Source organism: Flavobacterium sp. CF136 (assembly GCF_000282055.1).
Classification (GTDB): domain Bacteria; phylum Bacteroidota; class Bacteroidia; order Flavobacteriales; family Flavobacteriaceae; genus Flavobacterium.
The window spans coordinates 1-21808 of record NZ_AKJZ01000055.1; the positions used below are offsets into that span (position 1 = coordinate 1).

Here is a 21808-nt window from a genome sequence, read left to right on the forward strand (position 1 = left end):
AATAATTTTGCTTCTTCCGGAGTATAATAATCTACAATAGAGTAGGAGTTTATTCCTGTAATTTTCATCTCATCAAGAATATTAACTAAGTTTCCGTAATTTGATTTTTTACTTGGTTTGATAATAACTGTAACTCCAATTTCAGGTCTTCCCATGCTGGCTGAATATTCATGAACTTTTTTATTGATATATAATAGTTCTTTACGTATTCCGTCTTTGCCATATTGTACTTGCTTTGGATTTTGGATGGGAGAGTACAATAAACCCATATAAGTTACCATTTTATCTTTGTCATCAAGTAATACGGTTAAAATACGATTTTCATCCGGGTTATTGCATCCGGGTTCAGGACCGCATCCACCTTCATGCCCAAAGTCCATTATTTTTGGTTTTGATAATTCACCAACGACCATAAAAAAGATAATTAACAAAAAAGAAACGCTGACCATTGCAGTTAAATCAACTCTTGTATTTAACTTTTTACTTCTTACTTTTTTAGGTAGATTTTCCATGGTTTATATGTTTTTATTTAAAAGCCAATAATTTTGATTCTTCCGGTGTAAACTCGGGAACAATTGCATAAGAAGTAATTCCTACTATTTTCATTTCATCCAAAATATCTACCAAATTGCCATAATTGGACTTTTTAGTTGGTTTAATAATAACTGTCATACCTTGTGTTGGTTTACCTAATTTAGCAGAATATTCTAAGATCGATTTATTTCGAGCTAGTAATTCCTTACGGATTCCTTCTTTGCCATAGGCAACTATCTTTGGTTCTTTTATTGGGCTTGCCAAAAGACCTACGAAGTATATTAACTTATTATTCTCACCTAATAAAACTGTAAGGGATCGGTTTTCGCCTTCATGATGATAACTAGGACAATCGCAACAGCCAAGGTCACTTCCTATACTTAAATCTAAAATTTTGGGTTTCCTCAATTCAGCTGCAACCATAAAAAATATAATCAGCAAAAAAGAAACGCTAACCATCGCAGTTAAATCAACTCTTGTACTTAACTTTTTACTTCTTACTTTTTTAGGCAGATTTTCCATATACAATAATTTTTTAAGAAAGTTAACTATAAAAAGTAGACAAAAACGTTAAGATTTGAAATTTTTAAAAATAAATTATCACAGAAAAAGGTCCTGTATATTTGTACAGTACTTTTTACTTATAAAATTAGGAATGATTATCGTTTCGCTGTTAAAGTCGATCCTGCCGAAGCAATAACAACACAAACAACAGCTAATATCTCATAAAAGCTTAGATTTTCGTGCAAGAATATAAAAGCGCAAATTGCCGCTGCCGCAGGTTCCAAACTCATTAATATACTAAAAGTACGCGGAGGAAGCTGACCTAAAGCTTTCATTTCGAGAGTAAACGGAATAGCACTTGATAAGAGTGCCAACGCGATGTCCATACCAAAAAGTTTTGGAGTAAGGTTTACAAGTCCGTTTTCGTAAAAACCAAACGGAAGGATTAAGATGGCTGCGAAAAGCATTCCGGTAGAAACTGCCTGACCGCCATTCATGATTTTTGAGATTTTTCCACCTAAAACAATATAGGCAGCCCAAAGTGCTCCGGCTAAAAGTGCAAATAAAACTCCTAAAGCATCAATTCTGTTATTGCTCCACGGGGCAATTAGAATAATTCCGGTTGCTGCCAGTAAGACCCAGCAATAATCAATCAAACGTCTGGATCCTATTATAGCAACCAATAATGGTCCGATGAATTCTAAAGTAACGGCCAACGCAATTGGAATTCTTTGAATGGCCAGATAAAAAATTAAATTCATCGCTCCCAAACACAAACCATACGGAACTACAAGTTTCCATTGTTTTGGTGTAATATGAAATAAATTAGGCCTATACGCTAAAAGTAATAGTATGGCTGAAATACCTATTCGGATAGAAGTTGTTCCTATCGCACCAATAACAGGAAAAAGACTTTTAGCAATTGCCGCACCACATTGCACACTAATAATAGCTAAAAGTACTGCAGGAACAGGAGGGAGGTTTAATTTTTTATTTTTCATGTAATTTCAAACTTTCTATTCTTGCCAATTGAGTTGTAGCGCAAAACACGTTTTGTCTTCTTTGGTAATACTGAAAGTAGTATTGGTTTCTGTTTCACTTTCATGAATAACTACATTGTCATTTAAGGACAATTCTTTCATGAAATTCATTTCAAAGCTTGCAATTTTCTGGTTTAAAATCATGGTTGGAGCTACATGATCTAAACACCATTCCAGATATTTTACATTATTGGCATGATTTACAATATCCAAATCCGATAAATAAACTGTTTTCTCAAAAATTGATTCCTTTTCAGGATTTACATTTATTTTTGAGAAACCTTCAATTGTGGCTTTGTTCTCAGGGAATAATTCAAAATGGCTGTATGGTAAAGCCAAAGCTTCCGGACGGCGGGCTTTGGTATTAAAAACAGCCCAAAATGTCTCGCTTCCAACTATTTTTTTACCGTTTACATACATTTCCAACGCGCGGACTGATCGGGAATTTTCGAGGCTGTTAATCCATGTTTTTACAGTTATTACATCCTGCCATTTTGGTAAAGCCGTTACTTCTACCCGCATTCGGCTTAAAACCCAGGCCTGGTCAAATTCCTGCATATCGGTAAAACTGATGCCTCCAACTTCAGAATGTGCTGCAGCCGTTAGTTGCAAAAGATTACACAAATCGGTATATTTTAAATAGCCGGTTGGTGTACATTGTGTGAAATTGATTTCCCAGTCTTTGCTTAAAACTGAAGTAAAATTTGGCGATATAGGCATTTTTATATTGTAGATTTTAATTTTAGAATATAGAATAAAGAGTAAAGAAAATAGATTTAAATGAATTTTTACTTTAGATAAGTCTCAATATAATCTATAATTTCTTTTCGATTTTTTGCATAATCGAACCATTTCGTATTTTCATTTCGTTTGAACCAAGTCAATTGTCGCTTAGAAAAACGTCGTGTATTCTTTTTAATTTCTTCGATGGCAAAAGGCAATGAAAATTCTCCGTCAAAATAACTGAATAATTCTCTGTAACCGACTGTTTGTAATGCATTTAATGTTTTATTAGGATGCAATTTTTTTGCTTCTTCAAGCAAACCCTGTTGCATCATAATATCAACACGCTGGTTGATTCGATCGTAAATAACTTGCCTGTCAGCTTCTAAACCAATCAGGATAGGGGTGAAGTTTCTATTATTTTTCTTCTGATTTAAAAAAGATGAATAGGGTTTTCCGGTTCCGATACAAACTTCTGTAAAACGCATCATTCGTTGTGGGTTTTGTAAAGTCTGCGGATTCTCTATTGTTATCTTTTGATAATAATCAGGATCTAAGTTTTTTAATTGCTCCTGTAAATAGTTAATCCCGAGCTTTTCATAATTTAAGTTTACTTTAGAACGTATTGAAGGGTCAATTTCAGGAAATTCGTCGAAACCTTTTAAAACAGCATCAACATACAATCCGGAACCACCAATTAAAATGGCAAAATCATTATTTTGGAATAATCCTTCTATTTTATGGAGTGCCTCTTTTTCATAATCCCCAACAGTATAATTTTCAAAAATAGATTTGTTTTGAATAAAATGATGTGTTGCCGATTGTAATTCTTCTTTGGTTGGGACTGCTGTACCAATGGTCATTTCTTTGAAGAACTGACGACTGTCACAAGATATTATTTCACATTTGAAATGTTGTGCCAAAGAAATACTCAAGGCTGTTTTGCCTATGGCTGTTGGTCCGACAATGGTAATTAAGTATTTCATATTTTTTAGCCCGGATGGAAATGGAAACCCCGGACTTATATTTGTTAGTTTTTGGGAACAAAAGAGGAACTTTAGAAGCTCATTTTATGACTTAAAAAAACAACAAAGATAATTCCGACGAAGATACGTAAAGTTTGTAAGTATTAAAAATGAAGAATTTTTAATGATTTGCTTTTGCGAATGTAATTTTGAATGATGTTTTTTACATCGCGATTGTTTTGCATCGGAATCAGGATATTTTTCAGAATATCAATATTCATGATTTGATAATTCAGATCATAATAAGCATATCCCTTATAAACTCCGTTTTCGATTAAGACAGCACTTCTTTCGTTTACGTTTCTCCCTCTGTCAATTAGAATCATGCTTTTGTTTTCGAAACTATTTTCGGATATAAATTGCTGTACGCGTGTGTTATATACTTCCGGAGTAATTTCGCCTATACAAGCGCCATCGCATTCTTTTATTTTATATTGAAAGCATTCTTTTTTGGTCGAATAAAGTCCTGTTAATTTTTGGCACAAATGATATTTTGTTGTGAACTTGAAAAGTGCATTTTTACCTTCCTGTAATGATGCAAAAGAAGTAATTTCTTTTTTGCGTCCATCTGCTTTTTCAAGCTTTAGATTGATATAACCATTTGTATCTTTTTCAGCATATAAAGCATATTGAAAAATCGTTTTTCGCTGTGAGCGATTATATCTTGGGCGGTTTATTTTAATTTCTTCACTTTCTTTTAAAAGCGCAATTAATTCACTCCCGGTTTCATCATAGGTAATCGTAAAAACTTCGGCCTGGATTTTTTTACTTTTTGTAGTAATCCCTGTAAAATGCTGATTGACCCTTTTTCGAATATTCTGGCTTTTACCGATGTAAATCAGGGTCCCGATTTCGTTATGAATATAATATGTACCGGTTTTTGCAGGCATTTGACCTAAAAGATCCAGTAATTTTGGAGCAATTCCTTTTTCGATTTCGAATTTTATAAAATCTTTTACGATTGTTTTCTCTAAATCTTTTTCCAAAAGCATTTTAAAAAGTTTCGTCGTTGCTATTGCGTCTCCGCTGGCGCGATGTCTGTCTGCCATTGGGATTCCCAGTGCACGGACTAATTTTCCTAAACTATAAGATTGCTGTTCCGGAATAAGTTTTTTGGCAAGCTCAACCGTACAAAGGGTTTTGGCTTCAAAATTATAGCCCAAGCGTCTAAATTCGGTACGGAGAATTCTATAGTCGAATGAAGCGTTGTGTGCTACAATAATACAATCAGAGGTGATTTCTATGATTCGTTTGGCGACTTCAAAAAATTTTGGTGCAGAACGCAGCATAGCATTATTGATTCCGGTTAATTTAACCACAAAGGGCTGAATCGGAATTTCAGGATTGACAAGACTGATGAATTGGTCAATTACTTCATGACCATCAAATTTATAAATGGCAATTTCAGTAATTCCTTCTTCATTAAACTGGCCTCCAGTAGTTTCTATGTCTAGTATTGCGTACATTTTCAATGTCAATATCAATAACAAAAATCAATTGCAATGTCAAAAGTCAATATTTTAAAATTGAATTTTGTTATTGATATTGTAATTGTCATTGAAAATTATTTTTTATTTATTATCATTTTTGATGAAATGGCAACTAGTTGCTCAACTTCAATCAGAAGTAAATTTCTTTTCCCGCTATCACCTTCTTTTATGTAATCTAAAATTTTTAAAGAGTTTCTTGATTCTTTTAACTCTTTCACAACTAATGAAACTTTAAAAATAAAATCTTTATCAGTTATGGTACCTTGTGCTTCTCCAAAATTTAGAGAAGCACTTCCAGAGGATCTAATTAATTGATTTTTATAATATTCATTTTCAAATAATCTGTCTAATTGTCTTGTAAAGAAAATACATTCTCCTGCAAAGCGAACTAATCTATCTTCAAAATTGAATATTTTTTCCATCAATTAATTTCTGTTTTTTTTAAATTGTTTTTTGCAATTGAATTCTATCTTCCTCCAAAAATACTGCTTCCAATTCTAACCATCGTGCTTCCACATTCAATAGCAAGTTGATAATCACCGGACATTCCCATTGAGATTATTGAAAAATTATCTATTGCTGCGTACAGTTGTGTGTCTTTGTTTTGTTGTATTGAATCAAAAATAGACTTTAAATGCTTAAATTCCTTTTTAATTTGATTTTGATTTTCTGTAAAAGTCGCCATTCCCATTAACCCTAAAATACGAATATTTTTCATCTCTTTAAATTCGGTTGAAGATAAAAGTGAATTCAATTCGTTTTCGTCAAGACCAAATTTAGTTTCTTCTTCGGCAATATGTATTTGAAGCAGGCAATCTATAATTCGGTTATTTTTTAATGCCTGTTTATTAATTTCCTGTAATAATTTTAAGCTGTCAACACCATGAATCAAACTTACAAACGGAGCCATATATTTGACTTTATTCGTTTGTACATGACCTATCATATGCCATTGAATGTCTTTTGGCATTTCTTCCCATTTATCAGCCATTTCCTGGATTTTGTTTTCTCCAAAAATACGCTGTCCAGCTTCGTAGGCTTGCATTAAATCTAAAACAGGTTTGGTTTTAGAAACGGCAACTAAGGTTACGTTTGCTGGCAATGAAGCTTTTATGGAATTTAAATTTGATGTAATTGACATGTTTTTTCTTTTTATGAAAGAATAAATTGTTTAGAAATTTTCTCCGCCTTTTTACTTTCACTGTAATCATAAAAACCTTCCCCGGATTTCACGCCTAATTTTCCTGCTCTTACCATATTTACCAATAGTGGGCAAGGTGCATATTTTGGGTTTTTGAACCCTTCGTACATGACATTCAAAATAGCCAAACAAACATCAAGACCAATAAAATCAGCTAATTGAAGCGGCCCCATCGGATGTCCCATTCCTAGTTTCATTACGGTGTCAATTTCATAAACTCCGGCAACTTTGTTATATAACGTTTCAATTGCCTCATTTAGCATAGGCATCAAAATTCTATTTGCCACAAAACCCGGATAATCATTAACTTCAACAGGAGTTTTACCTAATTTTTCAGATAAATCCATGATGATTTTAGTCACTTCATCGCTGGTATTATATCCGCGGATGATTTCAACCAGTTTCATAATTGGAACCGGATTCATAAAATGCATTCCGATAACTCGTTCAGGATGAGCAACAACAGCTCCGATTTGTGTGATTGAAATGGATGAAGTATTTGTTGCTAAGATTGTATTGTGTGAACAGGCCTCATTTAATTGTTTGAATATATTCAATTTCAATTCAACATTTTCAGTCGCAGCTTCCACTACTAAATCAACTCCGACAACACCATCTTTTATATCCGTATACGTAATAATATTGGTGATGGTTTTAGCTACATCTTCCTGAGTAATAGTTCCTTTTGCAAGCATTCTGTCAAGATTGGCAGCAATAGTTGCCATTCCTTTGTCTAATGATTTTTCAGAAACATCAATCAGTTTTACAACAAAACCACTTTGTGCAAAAGTATGTGCAATTCCGTTGCCCATTGTTCCTGCACCAATTACAGCTATAGTTTTCATTTAATTTTGTATTTGAATTTTAAAATTTAAGGTTTAAAGTTACTTTTCAGCAAGCTTTAAACCTTAAAGATAATAAGTTTGTATTTTAATTATTTATCAAAACAACCTATAATTTGGTATGCTACGCGTAAAGCGTCGGTTGCCTGTTCAAGAGTTACAACTGGTGTAGTATCGGTAATAATTGCATTTGCAAATGAGTCTAGTTCATCTAAAATTGCATTATTTTGTTCTACGTCAGGATTTGTAAAATAGATTTGTTTTTTTACACCCTCCGCATTTTGCAGAATCATATCAAAATCACCGGGTACTTCCGGGGCATCTTTCATGCGGACTACTTCACATTTTTTCTCTAAAAAATCAACAGAAATATAAGCGTCTTTTTGAAAAAAACGTGTCTTACGCATGTTTTTCATCGAAATCCTGCTAGCTGTTAAATTAGCAACACAACCATTTTCGAATTCAATTCGTGCATTGGCAATATCCGGAGTGTCACTAATAACTGAAACACCACTGGCATTGATATTTTTTACTTTTGATTTTACAACACTTAAAATTGCATCAATATCGTGAATCATCAAATCTAAAACCACAGGAACATCTGTACCGCGAGGGTTAAACTCGGCTAAACGATGTGTTTCTATAAACATTGGGTTTTCGATCATGTTTTTCGTAGCGATAAATGCCGGATTAAATCGCTCCACATGGCCTACCTGACCTTTTACATTATATTCTTTTGCCAAAGCGATAATTTCTTCAGCTTCTTCAACGGTATTGGCAATGGGTTTTTCTATAAAGATATGTTTGCCGGATTTGATAGCTACTTTAGCACATTTGTAGTGCGAAAGTGTTGGAGTCACAATATCGATTACATCAACGGCATGGATTAATTTAGCAATAGTACTGAAGTTTGTATAGCCAAATTCTTTTGAAATTCTTTCGGCATTTTCCTGATTTTCGTCATAAAATCCAACTAATTCATATTTGTCAGATTGTTGCAATAAACGTAAATGTATTTTACCAAGATGACCAGCACCTAAAACTCCTACTTTTAACATGAGAATGTATTTTGAACAAAAATATAATTTATTTGTTGAAAGTAAAAGTGAATGCATTAAAGATTTAGCGATTTAATAATTAAAAATCAATATTTGATTTACTATTTAGTTTATTAATTTTACCAAAATAAAATAAATCAATTTTGAAAGATACTGCCAAACATCAAGGACTTCGTAATCAATTAGTAAACACTTTGGAGCAAAAAGGAATTACTGATAAAGCTGTTCTGGATGCGATAAAAAAAATCCCAAGACACCTTTTTTTAAATTCAAGTTTTGAAGATTATGCTTATCAGGACAAGGCATTTCCGATTGGGGCAGGACAAACTATTTCGCAGCCTTATACCGTAGCTTTTCAATCGCAGTTATTAGAAGTAAAAAAGGAACATAAAATTCTGGAAATTGGTACAGGTTCCGGATATCAAACGGCAGTTTTGTGCATGCTGGGGGCTAAAGTTTACAGTGTTGAAAGACAAAAAGAGCTATTTAAGCAAACTTCGAATTTGTTTCCTAAACTAAATATTCGCCCTAAGCATTTATCTTTTGGAGATGGTTATAAAGGTTTATCAAGTTATGCCCCGTTTGACAGTATTATTGTGACTGCAGGAGCTCCTTTTATTCCTCAACCCTTGATGTCACAGCTAAAAATTGGAGGCAGGCTTGTTATTCCGTTAGGCGAAGATGTTCAGATTATGACTTTATTAATCCGAAAAAACGAAACTCAATTTGAGAAACATGAGTTTGGGGAATTTCGATTCGTTCCTTTGTTAGAAGATAAAAATTAGAAAAAAGCCCAAAATAATTGAATATTTATGGGCTTTTTTAGGTGTTTTATTCTTGTGAATAGTTTTCAACACATAGATTCATAGTTTAAAATTTCAAAAAAAGGTTTAAGAAAAAACTAGTTTTTGCACATAGCTATGTGTATTTGAACAAGTGAAACGCCTATGAACACAAAGTTAGGCTATGTATCTATGTGTTAAAAAGTTATTTGATTTTCCCGACTGATCCCGTAGCTGAAGGAATGAGTTCAAAAACTGAAGTAGGAGCAAGACCTGCTTCGATTCTGTGAGAAACATATAAAATTGTCACATTCGTTTCCTGTTTGATTGTATTGATAAGCTGAATAACCAAATTAACATTTTCATCATCCAGACCTTCAACTGGTTCATCCAGAATTAGTAATGGCGGGTGTTTTAAAACTGCACGGACAATTAAAGCTACTCTTTGCTGTCCAATTGAAAGATCAATAAAACGTTTGTTTTTTAAAGTACTCATTTCAATTACTTCAAGCCATTGCACAACAATTTGTTTTTGTAAAGTAGTCGGCTCCGTATATAATCCAATGGAATCGAAGAAGCCCGAAAGAATCATTTGTTCTAAGGTGTGGCTTTTCTGAAACAGATCGGTCATAGAAGTGGCAAAAATTCCGATTTGTTTTTTGATATCCCAGACACTTTCTCCGCTGCCTTTTTTTCTTCCAAACAAAAATAAATCCTGCCCGAATCCTTTTGGATTATCTCCTGTAATCAAAGATAAAATGGTGCTTTTTCCGGAACCGTTCGGACCTGTTAATTGCCAGAATTCACCTTGTTTTATTGTCCATGAGATATTGTCTAAAATCTTTCTATCCTCATAACTTACCGAAACCTTATCCATTTTTATCAATACATTTTCATGGAAAGTATGATTTTCCAATGCTTTTGGAATTGATGAAGTTTCTAGGGTTTTAAAATGATTTTCGTTTTTTGAAATCGGATGCAGTTGAAACGAATTGTCCTGAATCTGGGCTTTATTTGGAACAAAATCAAGTACATCAGTAACACGGTTTACTAACTGGATAATGGCAACATTCTCTGTTAATTTTTCTAGCGAATGAGCCAGATTTATACGTGAAGCCTGGTCCAGATGATCGAAAGGATTATCAAATATGATGAAATCAGGGTTTTGGCTGATGCAGTATTTTAAAAATTCCTTTTTGCGTTCGCCTGATGAAAAGGTTCTTAATTGTCTGTGGGAGTCAGGAGAGGCTTCAACAATATCATATTGGTATTCTTTTTCGATGAATTTTTCGATTGTAATATCTGAAAACAGGATTCCTTTCTGATGATTTAAAAAAGATAATTCTTCTTTGGCTTCTCCCGAAAGTAAGGAATCGATATATTTTTTTTTATTTACCTGATTGGATAAAAGAATGTCCCAATGTTGCATTTTGTATTTCTATTTTTAAAATTTCTAATTTGTTTCTTTAACAGCCATTGGCAGATCATTGCGTGACCATTCGCTCCATGATCCTACATACAGTTTTGGAATCGGAATTCCGGCATAATCCATTGCTAATAAAGTATGACAGGCTGTAACGCCGGACCCGCAATGAACAATAATGTTTTCATGGTTTTTATCTCCAATTATTCCGGAATATTTTGCAGATAATTCTTCTTGGGAATGGTAAAATCCGTCTTCGTTTAAATTTTCGCTAAAGGGTACGTTAATGGCACCCGGGATATGACCTGCAATTAGATCAAGAGGTTCCGTGAGGCCGTCAAAACGATTTTTATCCCTTACGTCAATTACTATATTTTCGTTATTATTTCTGGCTTTTTCGACTTCTTTGATATCGGCTAAGCCTAATTTCCATTCTAATATTGGGTATTTTTCAGTTGTGTCAAAATTTTCAGTTTCTGAACTTATCAGAAAGCCTGTTTTTATTGCGGCTTGCAAACCTCCATTTAAAACCTGTACTTTTTCATGTCCAATGGCGCGAAGCATCCACCAGAAACGTGCTGCAGCATTCGCCCCGTTTTTATCATCATAAATAATAATATGGCTTGAAGGCTCAATTCCAATTTTTGAAAGCACTTCAGAAAACTTTGTAAAAGAGGGCAAAGGATGTCTTCCGCCGTTTGCCGGATTTTCTACTGTTGCCAAATCTCTGTTTAAATCGACATATCGTGCACCTTTTAAATGCTCTTTTTGATAATTTTCTTCGGAATTAATTCCGGCTCTGGCATCAATTAAAATAATTTCAGCTGAATTCTTCAGGTTTAATAATTCTTCGGGGTTTATAATTGGAGAAAGTGTATTTGACATACTTTTATAAATTTACTTTTTGGAATTTCCTAAGGAAAGAAATCCATTCAAAATTAAACAGATTATTTATTTTTTATTAACCCGGAATCTTTTCTATCAAAATTTCATTTCCTGCCAGATCAAAATAAGTACATGTCATTTCGATAATATCAACTCTCCATTTTGCTATACCACATTGTGCGGAATGATTACAAAAAGTTAAATAATCAGTCTGGCCATCCTGATGCATTACTAAAAATTCGATAAATCGTTCTTTATTGGCTGATTTGGCAATTTCAATTAAATTATATTTTTCATCAGAAATAACAGTATAATTGTTTACGCCATAATATTCAACATGACCGTCATGAACAAAAGTATCATAACCTTTTACACCTAAAATGATTAAGTCTTGTATATAGTTGGGGAAATCGGCACCACTTTTTACTTTGGCATGTGCTTCTTTTATTTGCTCTATTGTAAACATATGATTGGTTTTAGGGTTAAAGTTTTTATTGTTTCAAAAATACGATTAATGGTTTTATAAATTGATCAAAAGATTCAATATGTGGTAAATGTCCGGTATTGGCAACCTCGACTAATTTTGAATTCGGAATTGCTTTTTGTGTTTTCTTTCCCAGTTCAGCCCATTTTTGAAAATCAGCATTCCATTTTTCTCCATAATAATTGTTTTCGAACATCTTAAAATTAAAGCTTACCATTTTAAAACCAAAAATTAAAGTCTTAAAATTATCAGAAAAATATTTTATAAGTAATAACTCTTTGTGGATAAGAGATATTGATTATTGTATTGATAGCTAATAAGATAAAACAGGATAGGACAGGACGGTCTCTTTTCAGCTTATAGGTAAATTCGGTAATAACTAACTTATAACCAAATTTATATGAAAAGAAAGACTCTAACATTTAAGCATGCGCTTAAATTTTTTATGATTTGCGGGCTGCTTACCTGCTTTGGTGAATTGAATGCCCAGACACTTGCATTTCCGGAAGCTACCGGTTTTGGAAGGTATACAACAGGAGCAAGAGGTGCTGCAAACCCTCAAATTTATTTAGTAACCAATTTAAATGACAGCGGACCGGGTTCATTTCGCGATGCGGTTAGTCAGGAAGGCAGATTTGTAATATTCAGGGTAGGAGGAATTGTTAATTTGCAGACTCAAATTGTAGTGGCAGCAAACACAACTATTGCAGGACAAACGGCTACAGGAGAAGGTATTGTGTTTTTAGGACCAAGAGTAACATTTTCCGGAGCAAGTAATACCATTGCAAGATATCTTCGTATTCGTTATGGAGGAACTGCTCAAAATCAGGACGCATCAGGTTTGTCAAATGGTGCAAACATGATTTTTGACCATATAACTTTTACCTGGGGTACGGATGAAGTTTTTTCGATTAACTGGGACAGTAAAGGTTTGAGTCCTGACAATATCACAATTCAGAATTGTATTATTGGTCAGGGATTACATCGTCATAATCACTCAGCCGGAGGGTTAATGCAGCCTTCAGGAGGTAAGATAAGCTTAATTGGGAATTTATATATCTGTAATAAAACACGTAACAACAAAATAAAAGGTATAAATGAGTTTGTAAACAATGTTGTTTATAATTGGGGAAATTACGGAAATACGTATGGACATACTGAATCCGGTGATGCCTATATTATGGGTGGGGATTCTGCAGGGAGCTCAGACGTAAATATTATCAATAATTATTTTATTGGCGGTCCTAATACCAGCAATACAGTTTCTACACCTTTTAACAGAGGAAATGCTAATTTCTTTTTATACGGTTCGGGCAACTATTTTGATAATAATAAGGATGGTATATTAAATGGTACTCTGGTGCCTGCTGATTTAACAGGATATCCAACTGAAGATGCTGCATCAATTCTGTCAACACCATATGATTATCCAATGAAAAATACAACGCTGACAGCTCAGGATGCGTATGATAAAATCGTATCGGGTGTTGGAGCTTCTTATCCAAGACGCGATCAGGTAGATAATTTAATGATTTCTGACCTCTCATCTAAAGGAACAACTGCTACGTATGTTTATGTTCAAACTGATTTAACCAGCAAGTTTGGCTTCATCAACGGTGGTGCGGGACATGTTTATGGTGCTCCGGCCCCTTTGGATACTGATAATGATGGTATGCCGGATACATGGGAAGATGCCAATGGTCTGAATAAAAATGTTGCTGATGCTTTAGCCGTAAGTACATCACATGCGCCTTATTTGAATATTGAAGTATATATTAACGGTTTGACAAATGAAACTCCTCCGGATTTTGTTATTCCGCCATCTAATGTGAATTTTACTAATGTGGTCTCAACCGAAGTTCCGCCATCGGGTTCTTTAACTGTGAACTGGATTGATAGTGCTTCTAATGAAAATAATTATGTGGTAGAGCGTTCTGTTAATGGTACTGATTTTACAGTAATAAGTACACTTGGTGCAAATAACACAAGTTATAATGACAGTGGCTTACTTCCGAATACTAAATATTATTATAGAGTTAAAGCAACCAACAGCACAGCATCATCAGTATATGAAACAGCAAGTTTAACTACACCGCCAATTCCATCAGCACCAACTAAAGCAGCTACTCCAACTCCTGCTACAGGATTTAATAATGCAGAGCTGACAAATGGTAATTTAACCTTGAAATGGAGCGGCAGTTCTAATACTGTAACGTATTCGGTTTATTTTGGTACAGATTCTTCAAATCTAACGAAGTTGAATGATCTAGCTTATTCAGCGAGTCCATCTTATCAGGTTACAGGTTTAAGTATAGCAACAAATTACTACTGGAGAATTGATGCCGTCAATGCGAAAGGAACTGCCACAGGAGATGTGTGGAGTTTCCATACTCTTCTGCCAAGTCTTGTAGGCCATTGGCCATTTAAGGAAGCAGCATTAGAAGGAGAACAAATTACCGATCTCACCAATTATGCCAATCATGGTGTGCTGGATGTAGCTTATGACAATTCTAACGTCAGAGTTCCGGGAAAACAGAACAATGCTTTAGACTTAACAACATCGTCGAGCAGTATGTATATGGCGAGTATTCCAAATCAGGACCATATATTATTTGATAAAAATTCCTTTACGGTTTCATTTTGGATGAAAGCAGCACCAACTTTATTGCCAGGCTCGTCATCAACCAGTATTTATGTATTGTGTAAAGGGTCAATTACTAAAAATGCCACAACAGGAGCGACAGGTAAGCGTTTTGATGTAGAAGTTAAAGGAGGTCTTTTGCGTTTTGCCATAGATGATGATGTTACAAAAAAAGAAGTTACAACAAGTGCCGCTAAGTTTTTTACAGGAAACTGGGTGAATGTAGTTATAATGAGAGATGTTATTGCTCATAAAATAAGAATATATACCGATGGCGCTTTTTCAGCTGAGCTTGATGAAACTGCAGTTACCGGTATTTCTGAAGCTAGTGATTTTGTAATTGGAAATATTGGCGAACTTGAGTTTAAGGCTGCCACTAATGCGCCTGCACCTTATAAAGGGGCATTTGACGAGCTTAAAATGTTTAATTATGCATTAAATGCAACACAGGTAGCCGAGTTGTATGGCGGGGCATTATTGAGCAATGAAAAATTTATTCAGAACAAAAACAACATTATTGTATATCCTAATCCTGTAAAAGAGCAAATTTTCATAAACATTCCTAACAAGAATTTATCTTATGTAACAGCTGCATTAAGCGATATAACAGGAAAAATTATTTTTAAAGAAAAAATTACATCTGACGGAAATGGAGTTTTTATTTTAAATATTGCTAATAAAAAAATATCGGGACTTTATATATTAAACGTTTCCGGAGAAAATTTAAACAGTAATTTTAAAATTGTGGCAGAATAAAACCAGACATTTTACAATTTTAAAAAAAAACCGTTGCAAATTAATGTAACGGTTTTTATAATTTATAGTAAATCAGATTTTAATTTTAAAGCCCGACAAAATCATCACTTTTTGGGAAAATGCTCAAAGCTTCAATCGCAATTTCCGGAGTTGGCGAAGCTAATTTTCTAAGTTTTGTATCCATCCAGGCCCCATCAACAGTTATAACAGCACAAAGGGTATCATCTTCTTTTCTGAATTCGTGAATGATTGACCAGCGAGAAGCATCGGCTTTCATTTTTGAAGTTTTAGTGTGGATGAATATTTTATCAGAAAGCTTTAGTTCTTTTCTAAAAACACATTCTTCTCTAAATAAAACGGGTCCAAAACTTTGAGTCTGCATTACTTTTAATGTTAAACCTAACTGTTCCAGGATCTCGATACGATGCTGTGCGCCAAAATCATAATAGGCACTATGTCTAACGTGAAAATTTGGATCAAGATCTGACCATCGAAAAGATATTTCTTTAATAAATGAAACCATTTTTTGTTTGTATTTTAAATAATTTAAGAAATCGAAATTACAAATAAAAAGGCAAAAGTAATTTTTAGAAAAGTTAAAGTATTTTTAGAATTAACCCTCTTTCGGGATAATTTTGAAATAGAATTTCTTTAAATCCCGAATTAGATTATTTGCGCAATAACCAGAATCATAATAATAATTTGTACTCCTATAATAATCCAAAAGAAATTTCTGTTTGGTTTCGAAATGTTTTTTAGGCCTGTTATAATTTTGTTTTTAATAATATCTGGAATGCTTATATTTTCATCTTTAAAATCGACATCATCAAGGTTTACTTTTTTAAAACCGTAGATGATTATTCTTTTCAGCCATTTGTTATCGTTAGAATCCCTAATTTCCTGAATTAGTTTTAGTTTTAATATAGCGGTATCTGTTCCTTTTTTTAATATGTCGGGCTGATTCGATTTGATTTTCGTAAGGATTTTGTCAATAATGGGGAAAAGTAAAATTTCTCCTTTGTCTGATAATAACTTATTGATTGTTTTTGAAATTACATATTTATTTCCAAGAGAAAATAATAAAAATGGACCGACAAATATGCAGAGTAAAGTTAAACTATAACCAATTGGTCTCAGGGCAAATAATAAAAGCACAATGGCTGAACCTGTTGTATGCCCCATTCCTGTTCCTGATTGGTAAACAATAACAAAAAGGTTTATTACTCCTATAATGATAATTAAAAGCTGTCCGGGAATATTTATTTTTAAAAAACTAAATGAAGCGGTACCGAATAACTTTGTTGCGTATTTTAAGTTGTCAATCATTAAGGTGGGTTTTAGATGATATTGGTTTTGGTTGTTTTTAATATTTCAGCTTGGAAATTTGGAAATATTACTGTGTAAAAATATAGAAAAAATAGTACTAAAAGGCATGTTGCAAAAAAATAGTCTATAATAAATAAAACTGTTTTTTTTAGATGTAGTACCAATAAATTTAATCTGGTTCAGATTCTTGCACAGTTGAGATTATAATATCATCGTCATTTAAGGATTGTAAAAAATCAACTGCATCAAATACCTCACCCATTGTAGTTACGCCGGTTTTCTTTACTTTTTCCGAGACTATTCTATTTACGGCTTCTACAACCAGAGGAGCAGTAACAGCATATATATCCTGACCCTGAGCTGTAATTGTTCTTTTTGTATTGTCTTTTGTTGCTATGACTTCTACACAAAATTGTTGAGAAGATCTGTTTTTCTCGTCAATAGGTTTTGGCTCTGGAGTATCATTATTTCTAAGATCGGTTAGAGAGTTTTGACTAAGATAGGTATTAACAGTATTTACATTTAAATGACGGGAAATCGTAATGATTTCCGAAAGAGGTAAAGCTACAATTTCTTTAATTCCGATCGGATTTTTGAAATCCCATTCTTTAGAAGGACTTGATTCAAGTTCTTGCAAACGATGGTCCTTGAAAGTTAATCTTTTATAATGATTTCGATCTCCGGTTAATCTTGTGCCTTTTGTGGGATGCCAGGAATCCAGTCCAATATAAACGTTTATTTCGTCAATCTGATTCCAGTCAGATGTTAATGATGTGCTTAATAAATCGGCTAATCCTCCGTAGAATGCAGCAGCTGGAATTACCAGGATTTTATCACGCTCTGCCTGTTCAGAAAACTGTTCGAACACATCTAATACTGCTTTTTGTTCGGCACTCAGATCAATATAATGACTGCCTAATCGCAAGGCAGATTTAATTACAGGTTCTGCGGTATCTAAATAAGGTCCGGCACAGTTTATAATAATTTTTGAATCGAAAAAGGCATCATCTAATGCCTTGGAATCATTAATGTCTGCTGTTTTTATTTTTAAATCAGGATATTCTTCGTTTAAAGCCATTAATTTTTCCTGATCTCTTCCGGAAAGAATCAGATTTTTATATCCTTGTCTGTAAAGTTCAGATATAATAAATTTTCCGGTGTGTCCATAGGCGCCATAAATTGCAATGCTGTTTTTCATATTATAATATAAATTTATTATTGTTTAAAAAGGCATATTTTTTAAAATTTCTATTCGGGGTTAGTTTTCAGTAAGTTGTTTTTCTAAATTTTCAATTTCAGAAGGACCGCTCAGATTTTTTTTAGTAATATTTCCATCTCCGTCCGTTAAAAAATGCCAGGGAATTCCCATAGTTTGATTGCCATATAAAATTCGTAAATCAGCATCAAGTTTATCATTAGCTCTTATATGATATCCTTCTAAGTTGTAAAACTGAATCATATCCCGCCATTGATTCTCACGATTTTCCTTGTCTATGGAGATATAGATTATTGGAATTTTTTTGGACTTTAACACTTCATATAATTTGGAATTGTATTTAAATTCAGATTTGCAGGGACCACACCAGGTTGCCCAGATATCAATATAAAATTGTTTTCCATTTAATCCTTTTACAGCATCTTTTACCGAATTGGCTGCTGCAGAATTGTCTATAAATTTAATTTTTTCGTTAAGTGGCTCTTCTTTCTTTTTATGAAAGGAAATAATTGGTATGACAACAGGTTCCAGAAAATGAGTGTAACTACTAGAAGGATATTCTTTTTTAAATTGTTCGAAAAGTGTAATCAATTCCTTTTCATAATTTTTATTGATGGCCTCACAATAAATATAAGCTGCAAAGTAGTATTCTAACTGAGGTTCAGGCAAATATTTTTTTGCAATATTAATTTTGTGAGTATGAATCAGTCCCTGTTTATGAAACTCTGTGAGTGTTGCGATATCTATTGCTTCAACAATTAATTCTTTATAGCGTAAATAATTTTCGACATAATAATAAAACCATGGAGAACTTAATAGTTCCCGATTGGTTACAGGATTTGATAGGAATATTGCTGCCCAGAGTTCTGTATATTGCTCTTTTGTTAATGTGTTTTTATTTTGTGCCACATTTAAATAATTCATAAAAGCAATGCTTCCTTGCGTGCCTTTATAAAAATAATCCCTATCTGCCTGAACGAGATTATAAAAGTTTTTAGAAATGGTTTTGTCATTTAATAATTTTTTGAATCCTGATATTTCGATTTGGCTGTCTTGTTCTATTTTTTGCTTTATATCAGATATAACACTGTCCTTACTGTATTTTCTTGATTCGAGTTCAAAATGACCTCCAACAATCATACTTCTGTTTGGAATTTGATTATATAATTCCTGACCTTTTTCGTTTTTAGACACAACTTTAAATTTATTATCCGGAGTTTCAGGATTAATGTAAATGTTATAATTCATTCCAGGTTCTGCAACTATGGTTCCGTAAGATCTATAATTGGTTGAGAGTTCAATAAAGCAGGTTTTGTCAATATGAAGTTTTATTTGAAAATTACCTAATGAGTCTGGTTGAACCGAATTTGTAAATCCGAAATAATCAATTCCGTTTATAGGCAGAGTATATTCGATTGTTTCAGGAATTTTTCCTGTGATTTTTCCTGTGATTGTTATATCACCTTTTTTTTCCTGGCAGAATGCAAAGGTGGGAAGCAGTACTATTAAAATGAATTGAAATAGCTTCATTGTTCTTCTTTTAAAATAATGAATCAGTGAAAATCAAATTTTGATTATTTCAAATATATAGTATTTATATGATAAATTGAAGAATTAGGAATATGGTGTTTTTTGAAATTTAATATTTTTTAGGAAACCTAAAATCCTAACCTGATAGAAGTGGCATCCTTTTGTGGCTGGGTTTGCCATAAAAGATCAGGACATGAGCGATAGCGAACTGACGAAGTGATCAGCCCCTGATAATGACACATAAAGCACTGGTATGCCATGTTTGTCATGTTTTAAAAATGTCATGTTGTCAGATGATTTTTATTGTGCCAACATGAAAACTGACAATTTACTTTGGTTTTTTATATTGGCACAAAGATTGACTTATGCCACCTGAGTTATAAAATGTATATCAAAATTAAATATATAAAAAATGGGTAAAATAATCGGAATTGACTTAGGTACGACGAACTCTTGTGTTTCTGTAATGGAAGGTAACGAAGCAGTTGTTATTCCTAACGCAGAAGGAAAAAGAACAACGCCATCTATCATCGCTTTTGTTGAAGGTGGAGAAATTAAAGTAGGTGATCCTGCAAAAAGACAAGCGGTAACGAATCCTACAAAAACGATTGCTTCTATTAAACGTTTTATGGGACACACTTTTGCTGAAACTACAGGTGAAGCAAAAAGAGTATCTTATAAAGTAGTAAAAGGCGACAACAATACACCACGTGTTGATATTGACGGTCGTTTATATACTGCTCAGGAATTGTCTGCAATGACACTTCAAAAAATGAAAAAAACTGCTGAAGACTATTTAGGTCAAACAGTAACTGAAGCAGTTATTACTGTTCCTGCTTACTTTAACGATGCACAGCGTCAGGCTACTAAAGAAGCTGGTGAAATTGCTGGTCTTAAAGTTATGCGTATCATCAATGAGCCAACTGCTGCGGCACTTGCTTACGGATTGGATAAAAAAGGAACAGATCAAAAAATCGCTGTTTACGATTTAGGTGGTGGTACTTTTGATATTTCTGTTCTTGAATTAGGAGACGGTGTATTTGAAGTATTATCTACAAATGGTGATACTCACTTAGGTGGAGATGATTTTGACCACGAAATTATTGACTGGTTAGCAAATGAATTCTTAACTGAAGAAGGTATTGATTTACGTCTTGACCCAATGTCATTGCAACGTTTGAAAGAAGCTGCAGAGAAAGCAAAAATTGAATTGTCTTCTTCTTCAGAAACTGAAATCAACTTGCCATACGTTACAGCTACAGCTTCAGGACCAAAACACTTAGTTAAAAAATTATCAAGAGCTAAATTTGAGCAATTAACTGATTCATTAGTTAAACGTTCTATGGAGCCAGTTGCTAAAGCATTAAAAGATGCAGGTTTATCTACATCTGATATTGACGAAGTAATCCTTGTTGGAGGTTCTACAAGAATGCCAAGAATTGCTGACGAAGTTGAAAAATTCTTTGGTAAAAAAGCATCTAAAGGAGTTAACCCTGATGAGGTTGTTGCTATTGGAGCTGCTATTCAAGGTGGAGTTTTATCCGGAGATGTAAAAGATGTATTGTTACTTGACGTTACTCCTTTATCTTTAGGTATCGAAACTATGGGCGGTGTATTGACTAAATTAATTGAGTCTAACACAACTATTCCAACTAAAAAATCACAAGTTTTCTCTACTGCTGCTGATTCTCAACCATCTGTTGAAATTCACGTATTGCAAGGTGAAAGAGCTATGGCGGTTGATAACAAAACTATCGGTCGTTTCCACTTAGATGGTATTCCACCAGCACCAAGAGGAGTTCCTCAAATCGAGGTTACTTTTGATATTGATGCTAATGGTATCATCAAAGTTTCTGCAACTGATAAAGGAACTGGAAAATCTCACGATATTCGTATCGAAGCTTCTTCTGGATTAACAGCTGAAGAAATCGAAAAAATGAAAAAAGATGCTGAAGCTAATGCTGACGCTGATAAAATAGCTAAAGAAAGAGCTGAGAAATTAAACGAAGCTGACAGCATGATTTTTCAAACAGAAAGTCAATTGAAAGAGTTAGGAAGCAAATTAGCTGATGACCACAAAGTTGCTGTAGAGTACGCTTTAACTGAATTGAGAATGGCTCACCAATCTCAAGACATTCCAGCTATTCAAACGGCTCTTGACAACATCAATGCAGCTTGGAAAACAGCTACAGAAGCTATGTATGCTCAAGGAGAACAAGGTCAACAAGCAGCTCCACAACAAGAGCAGTCTCAAGGTGACAATGTTGAAGACGTTGAATTCGAAGAAGTAAAATAATTTTTACTTTGTGAAGTGAAGACGCACAGCAGTGCGTCTCTACGATATAATA

Annotated in this window: 21 protein-coding genes and 1 pseudogene; 3 read left to right on the plus strand and 19 right to left on the minus strand. The window is 33.7% G+C overall.

Annotated elements, in window-relative coordinates; translation table 11 throughout:
• The 10 genes from PMI10_RS15880 to PMI10_RS15925 form a co-directional block, all read right to left on the minus strand.
• A partial coding sequence (locus PMI10_RS15880; RefSeq protein WP_007809850.1) for a biopolymer transporter ExbD occupies positions 1 to 512 on the minus strand: 512 nt, incomplete at its 3' end.
• Positions 513 to 525: 13 nt separating this feature from the next.
• Positions 526 to 1056 carry an ExbD/TolR family protein gene (locus PMI10_RS15885; RefSeq protein ID WP_007809851.1) on the minus strand — a complete coding sequence of 177 codons (531 nt, stop codon included), beginning with the start codon at positions 1054 to 1056 and terminating at the stop codon, positions 526 to 528.
• Positions 1057 to 1193: 137 nt separating this feature from the next.
• Entirely contained in the window at positions 1194 to 2039 is an 846-nt protein-coding gene (locus PMI10_RS15890) for an EamA family transporter (protein ID WP_007809852.1), read from the minus strand.
• 15 nt (positions 2040 to 2054) lie between these two features.
• Positions 2055 to 2798 (minus strand): acyl-[acyl-carrier-protein] thioesterase, encoded by a 744-nt coding sequence (locus PMI10_RS15895; protein WP_007809853.1) that lies wholly within the window; start codon positions 2796 to 2798, stop codon positions 2055 to 2057.
• A 68-nt stretch (positions 2799 to 2866) separates the two neighbouring features.
• Positions 2867 to 3787 (minus strand): tRNA (adenosine(37)-N6)-dimethylallyltransferase MiaA, encoded by a 921-nt coding sequence (gene miaA / locus PMI10_RS15900; RefSeq protein WP_007809854.1) that lies wholly within the window; start codon positions 3785 to 3787, stop codon positions 2867 to 2869.
• Between the two features lie 143 nt (positions 3788 to 3930).
• A complete protein-coding gene (locus PMI10_RS15905) occupies positions 3931 to 5292 on the minus strand; it encodes an exonuclease domain-containing protein (protein WP_007809855.1) in 1362 nt (453 codons plus the stop codon).
• 98 nt (positions 5293 to 5390) lie between these two features.
• Positions 5391 to 5738, minus strand: coding sequence for a four helix bundle protein (locus PMI10_RS15910; RefSeq protein WP_007809856.1), 348 nt, complete (start codon positions 5736 to 5738; stop codon positions 5391 to 5393).
• Positions 5739 to 5782: 44 nt separating this feature from the next.
• Complete coding sequence (locus tag PMI10_RS15915) at positions 5783 to 6457, minus strand: YggS family pyridoxal phosphate-dependent enzyme (RefSeq protein WP_007809857.1); 675 nt, start codon at positions 6455 to 6457, stop codon at positions 5783 to 5785.
• An 11-nt stretch (positions 6458 to 6468) separates the two neighbouring features.
• A complete protein-coding gene (locus tag PMI10_RS15920) occupies positions 6469 to 7362 on the minus strand; it encodes a 3-hydroxyacyl-CoA dehydrogenase family protein (protein WP_007809858.1) in 894 nt (297 codons plus the stop codon).
• 89 nt (positions 7363 to 7451) lie between these two features.
• Positions 7452 to 8417, minus strand: coding sequence for a Gfo/Idh/MocA family protein (locus PMI10_RS15925; RefSeq protein ID WP_035631986.1), 966 nt, complete (start codon positions 8415 to 8417; stop codon positions 7452 to 7454).
• 143 nt (positions 8418 to 8560) lie between these two features.
• Between PMI10_RS15925 and PMI10_RS15930 the strand changes: the two genes are divergently transcribed.
• Entirely contained in the window at positions 8561 to 9202 is a 642-nt protein-coding gene (locus PMI10_RS15930; RefSeq protein WP_007809860.1) for a protein-L-isoaspartate(D-aspartate) O-methyltransferase, read from the plus strand.
• A 202-nt stretch (positions 9203 to 9404) separates the two neighbouring features.
• Here the strand turns inward: PMI10_RS15930 and PMI10_RS15935 are convergent, their stop codons facing one another.
• The 4 genes and pseudogenes from PMI10_RS15935 to PMI10_RS15950 form a co-directional block, all read right to left on the minus strand.
• A complete protein-coding gene (locus PMI10_RS15935) occupies positions 9405 to 10628 on the minus strand; it encodes an ATP-binding cassette domain-containing protein (RefSeq protein WP_007809861.1) in 1224 nt (407 codons plus the stop codon).
• Positions 10629 to 10652: 24 nt separating this feature from the next.
• On the minus strand, positions 10653 to 11507 hold the full coding sequence (locus PMI10_RS15940; RefSeq protein WP_007809864.1) for a sulfurtransferase: 855 nt from the start codon (positions 11505 to 11507) through the stop codon (positions 10653 to 10655).
• Positions 11508 to 11583: 76 nt separating this feature from the next.
• Positions 11584 to 11973: a DUF1398 domain-containing protein gene (locus PMI10_RS15945; protein ID WP_007809865.1), complete on the minus strand. Its 390-nt coding sequence runs from the start codon at positions 11971 to 11973 to the stop codon at positions 11584 to 11586.
• Between the two features lie 25 nt (positions 11974 to 11998).
• Positions 11999 to 12130 (minus strand): annotated as a pseudogene (locus PMI10_RS15950) (alpha/beta fold hydrolase); the annotation flags it as partial.
• 261 nt (positions 12131 to 12391) lie between these two features.
• Between PMI10_RS15950 and PMI10_RS15955 the strand changes: the two are divergent.
• Complete coding sequence (locus tag PMI10_RS15955) at positions 12392 to 15388, plus strand: LamG-like jellyroll fold domain-containing protein (protein WP_035631989.1); 2997 nt, start codon at positions 12392 to 12394, stop codon at positions 15386 to 15388.
• An 85-nt stretch (positions 15389 to 15473) separates the two neighbouring features.
• On the opposite strand, the gene PMI10_RS15960 is transcribed toward PMI10_RS15955, so the two are convergent.
• The 5 genes from PMI10_RS15960 to PMI10_RS22395 all read right to left on the minus strand — a co-directional run bounded on the left by PMI10_RS15960 (position 15474) and on the right by PMI10_RS22395 (position 19720).
• Positions 15474 to 15911 (minus strand): acyl-CoA thioesterase, encoded by a 438-nt coding sequence (locus PMI10_RS15960; RefSeq protein ID WP_007809873.1) that lies wholly within the window; start codon positions 15909 to 15911, stop codon positions 15474 to 15476.
• Positions 15912 to 16051: 140 nt separating this feature from the next.
• Positions 16052 to 16714 (minus strand): hypothetical protein, encoded by a 663-nt coding sequence (locus PMI10_RS15965; protein WP_007809876.1) that lies wholly within the window; start codon positions 16712 to 16714, stop codon positions 16052 to 16054.
• Between the two features lie 169 nt (positions 16715 to 16883).
• Positions 16884 to 17912 carry a saccharopine dehydrogenase NADP-binding domain-containing protein gene (locus PMI10_RS15970; protein ID WP_007809878.1) on the minus strand — a complete coding sequence of 343 codons (1029 nt, stop codon included), beginning with the start codon at positions 17910 to 17912 and terminating at the stop codon, positions 16884 to 16886.
• Between the two features lie 60 nt (positions 17913 to 17972).
• Positions 17973 to 19460: a TlpA family protein disulfide reductase gene (locus tag PMI10_RS15975; protein ID WP_007809880.1), complete on the minus strand. Its 1488-nt coding sequence runs from the start codon at positions 19458 to 19460 to the stop codon at positions 17973 to 17975.
• Between the two features lie 128 nt (positions 19461 to 19588).
• Complete coding sequence (locus PMI10_RS22395; protein WP_255348008.1) at positions 19589 to 19720, minus strand: hypothetical protein; 132 nt, start codon at positions 19718 to 19720, stop codon at positions 19589 to 19591.
• A 152-nt stretch (positions 19721 to 19872) separates the two neighbouring features.
• Here PMI10_RS22395 and dnaK point away from each other — a divergent pair, with 152 nt between their 5' ends.
• Complete coding sequence (gene dnaK / locus PMI10_RS15980) at positions 19873 to 21756, plus strand: molecular chaperone DnaK (protein WP_007809882.1); 1884 nt, start codon at positions 19873 to 19875, stop codon at positions 21754 to 21756.
• Positions 21757 to 21808 lie beyond the last annotated feature (52 nt).

Coding starts and splice junctions, on each gene's coding strand:
- dnaK (WP_007809882.1), top strand. CDS start 19,873: ATGGGTAAAATAATCGGAATTGACTTAGGTACGACGAACTCTTGTGTT.
- miaA (WP_007809854.1), bottom strand. CDS start 3,787: ATGAAATACTTAATTACCATTGTCGGACCAACAGCCATAGGCAAAACA.
- PMI10_RS15905 (WP_007809855.1), bottom strand. CDS start 5,292: ATGTACGCAATACTAGACATAGAAACTACTGGAGGCCAGTTTAATGAA.
- PMI10_RS15920 (WP_007809858.1), bottom strand. CDS start 7,362: ATGAAAACTATAGCTGTAATTGGTGCAGGAACAATGGGCAACGGAATT.
- PMI10_RS15885 (WP_007809851.1), bottom strand. CDS start 1,056: ATGGAAAATCTGCCTAAAAAAGTAAGAAGTAAAAAGTTAAGTACAAGA.
- PMI10_RS22395 (WP_255348008.1), bottom strand. CDS start 19,720: ATGGCATACCAGTGCTTTATGTGTCATTATCAGGGGCTGATCACTTCG.
- PMI10_RS15925 (WP_035631986.1), bottom strand. CDS start 8,417: ATGTTAAAAGTAGGAGTTTTAGGTGCTGGTCATCTTGGTAAAATACAT.
- PMI10_RS15940 (WP_007809864.1), bottom strand. CDS start 11,507: ATGTCAAATACACTTTCTCCAATTATAAACCCCGAAGAATTATTAAAC.
- PMI10_RS15915 (WP_007809857.1), bottom strand. CDS start 6,457: ATGTCAATTACATCAAATTTAAATTCCATAAAAGCTTCATTGCCAGCA.
- PMI10_RS15910 (WP_007809856.1), bottom strand. CDS start 5,738: ATGGAAAAAATATTCAATTTTGAAGATAGATTAGTTCGCTTTGCAGGA.
- PMI10_RS15965 (WP_007809876.1), bottom strand. CDS start 16,714: ATGATTGACAACTTAAAATACGCAACAAAGTTATTCGGTACCGCTTCA.
- PMI10_RS15935 (WP_007809861.1), bottom strand. CDS start 10,628: ATGCAACATTGGGACATTCTTTTATCCAATCAGGTAAATAAAAAAAAA.
- PMI10_RS15975 (WP_007809880.1), bottom strand. CDS start 19,460: ATGAAGCTATTTCAATTCATTTTAATAGTACTGCTTCCCACCTTTGCA.
- PMI10_RS15960 (WP_007809873.1), bottom strand. CDS start 15,911: ATGGTTTCATTTATTAAAGAAATATCTTTTCGATGGTCAGATCTTGAT.
- PMI10_RS15970 (WP_007809878.1), bottom strand. CDS start 17,912: ATGAAAAACAGCATTGCAATTTATGGCGCCTATGGACACACCGGAAAA.
- PMI10_RS15945 (WP_007809865.1), bottom strand. CDS start 11,973: ATGTTTACAATAGAGCAAATAAAAGAAGCACATGCCAAAGTAAAAAGT.
- PMI10_RS15955 (WP_035631989.1), top strand. CDS start 12,392: ATGAAAAGAAAGACTCTAACATTTAAGCATGCGCTTAAATTTTTTATG.
- PMI10_RS15890 (WP_007809852.1), bottom strand. CDS start 2,039: ATGAAAAATAAAAAATTAAACCTCCCTCCTGTTCCTGCAGTACTTTTA.
- PMI10_RS15895 (WP_007809853.1), bottom strand. CDS start 2,798: ATGCCTATATCGCCAAATTTTACTTCAGTTTTAAGCAAAGACTGGGAA.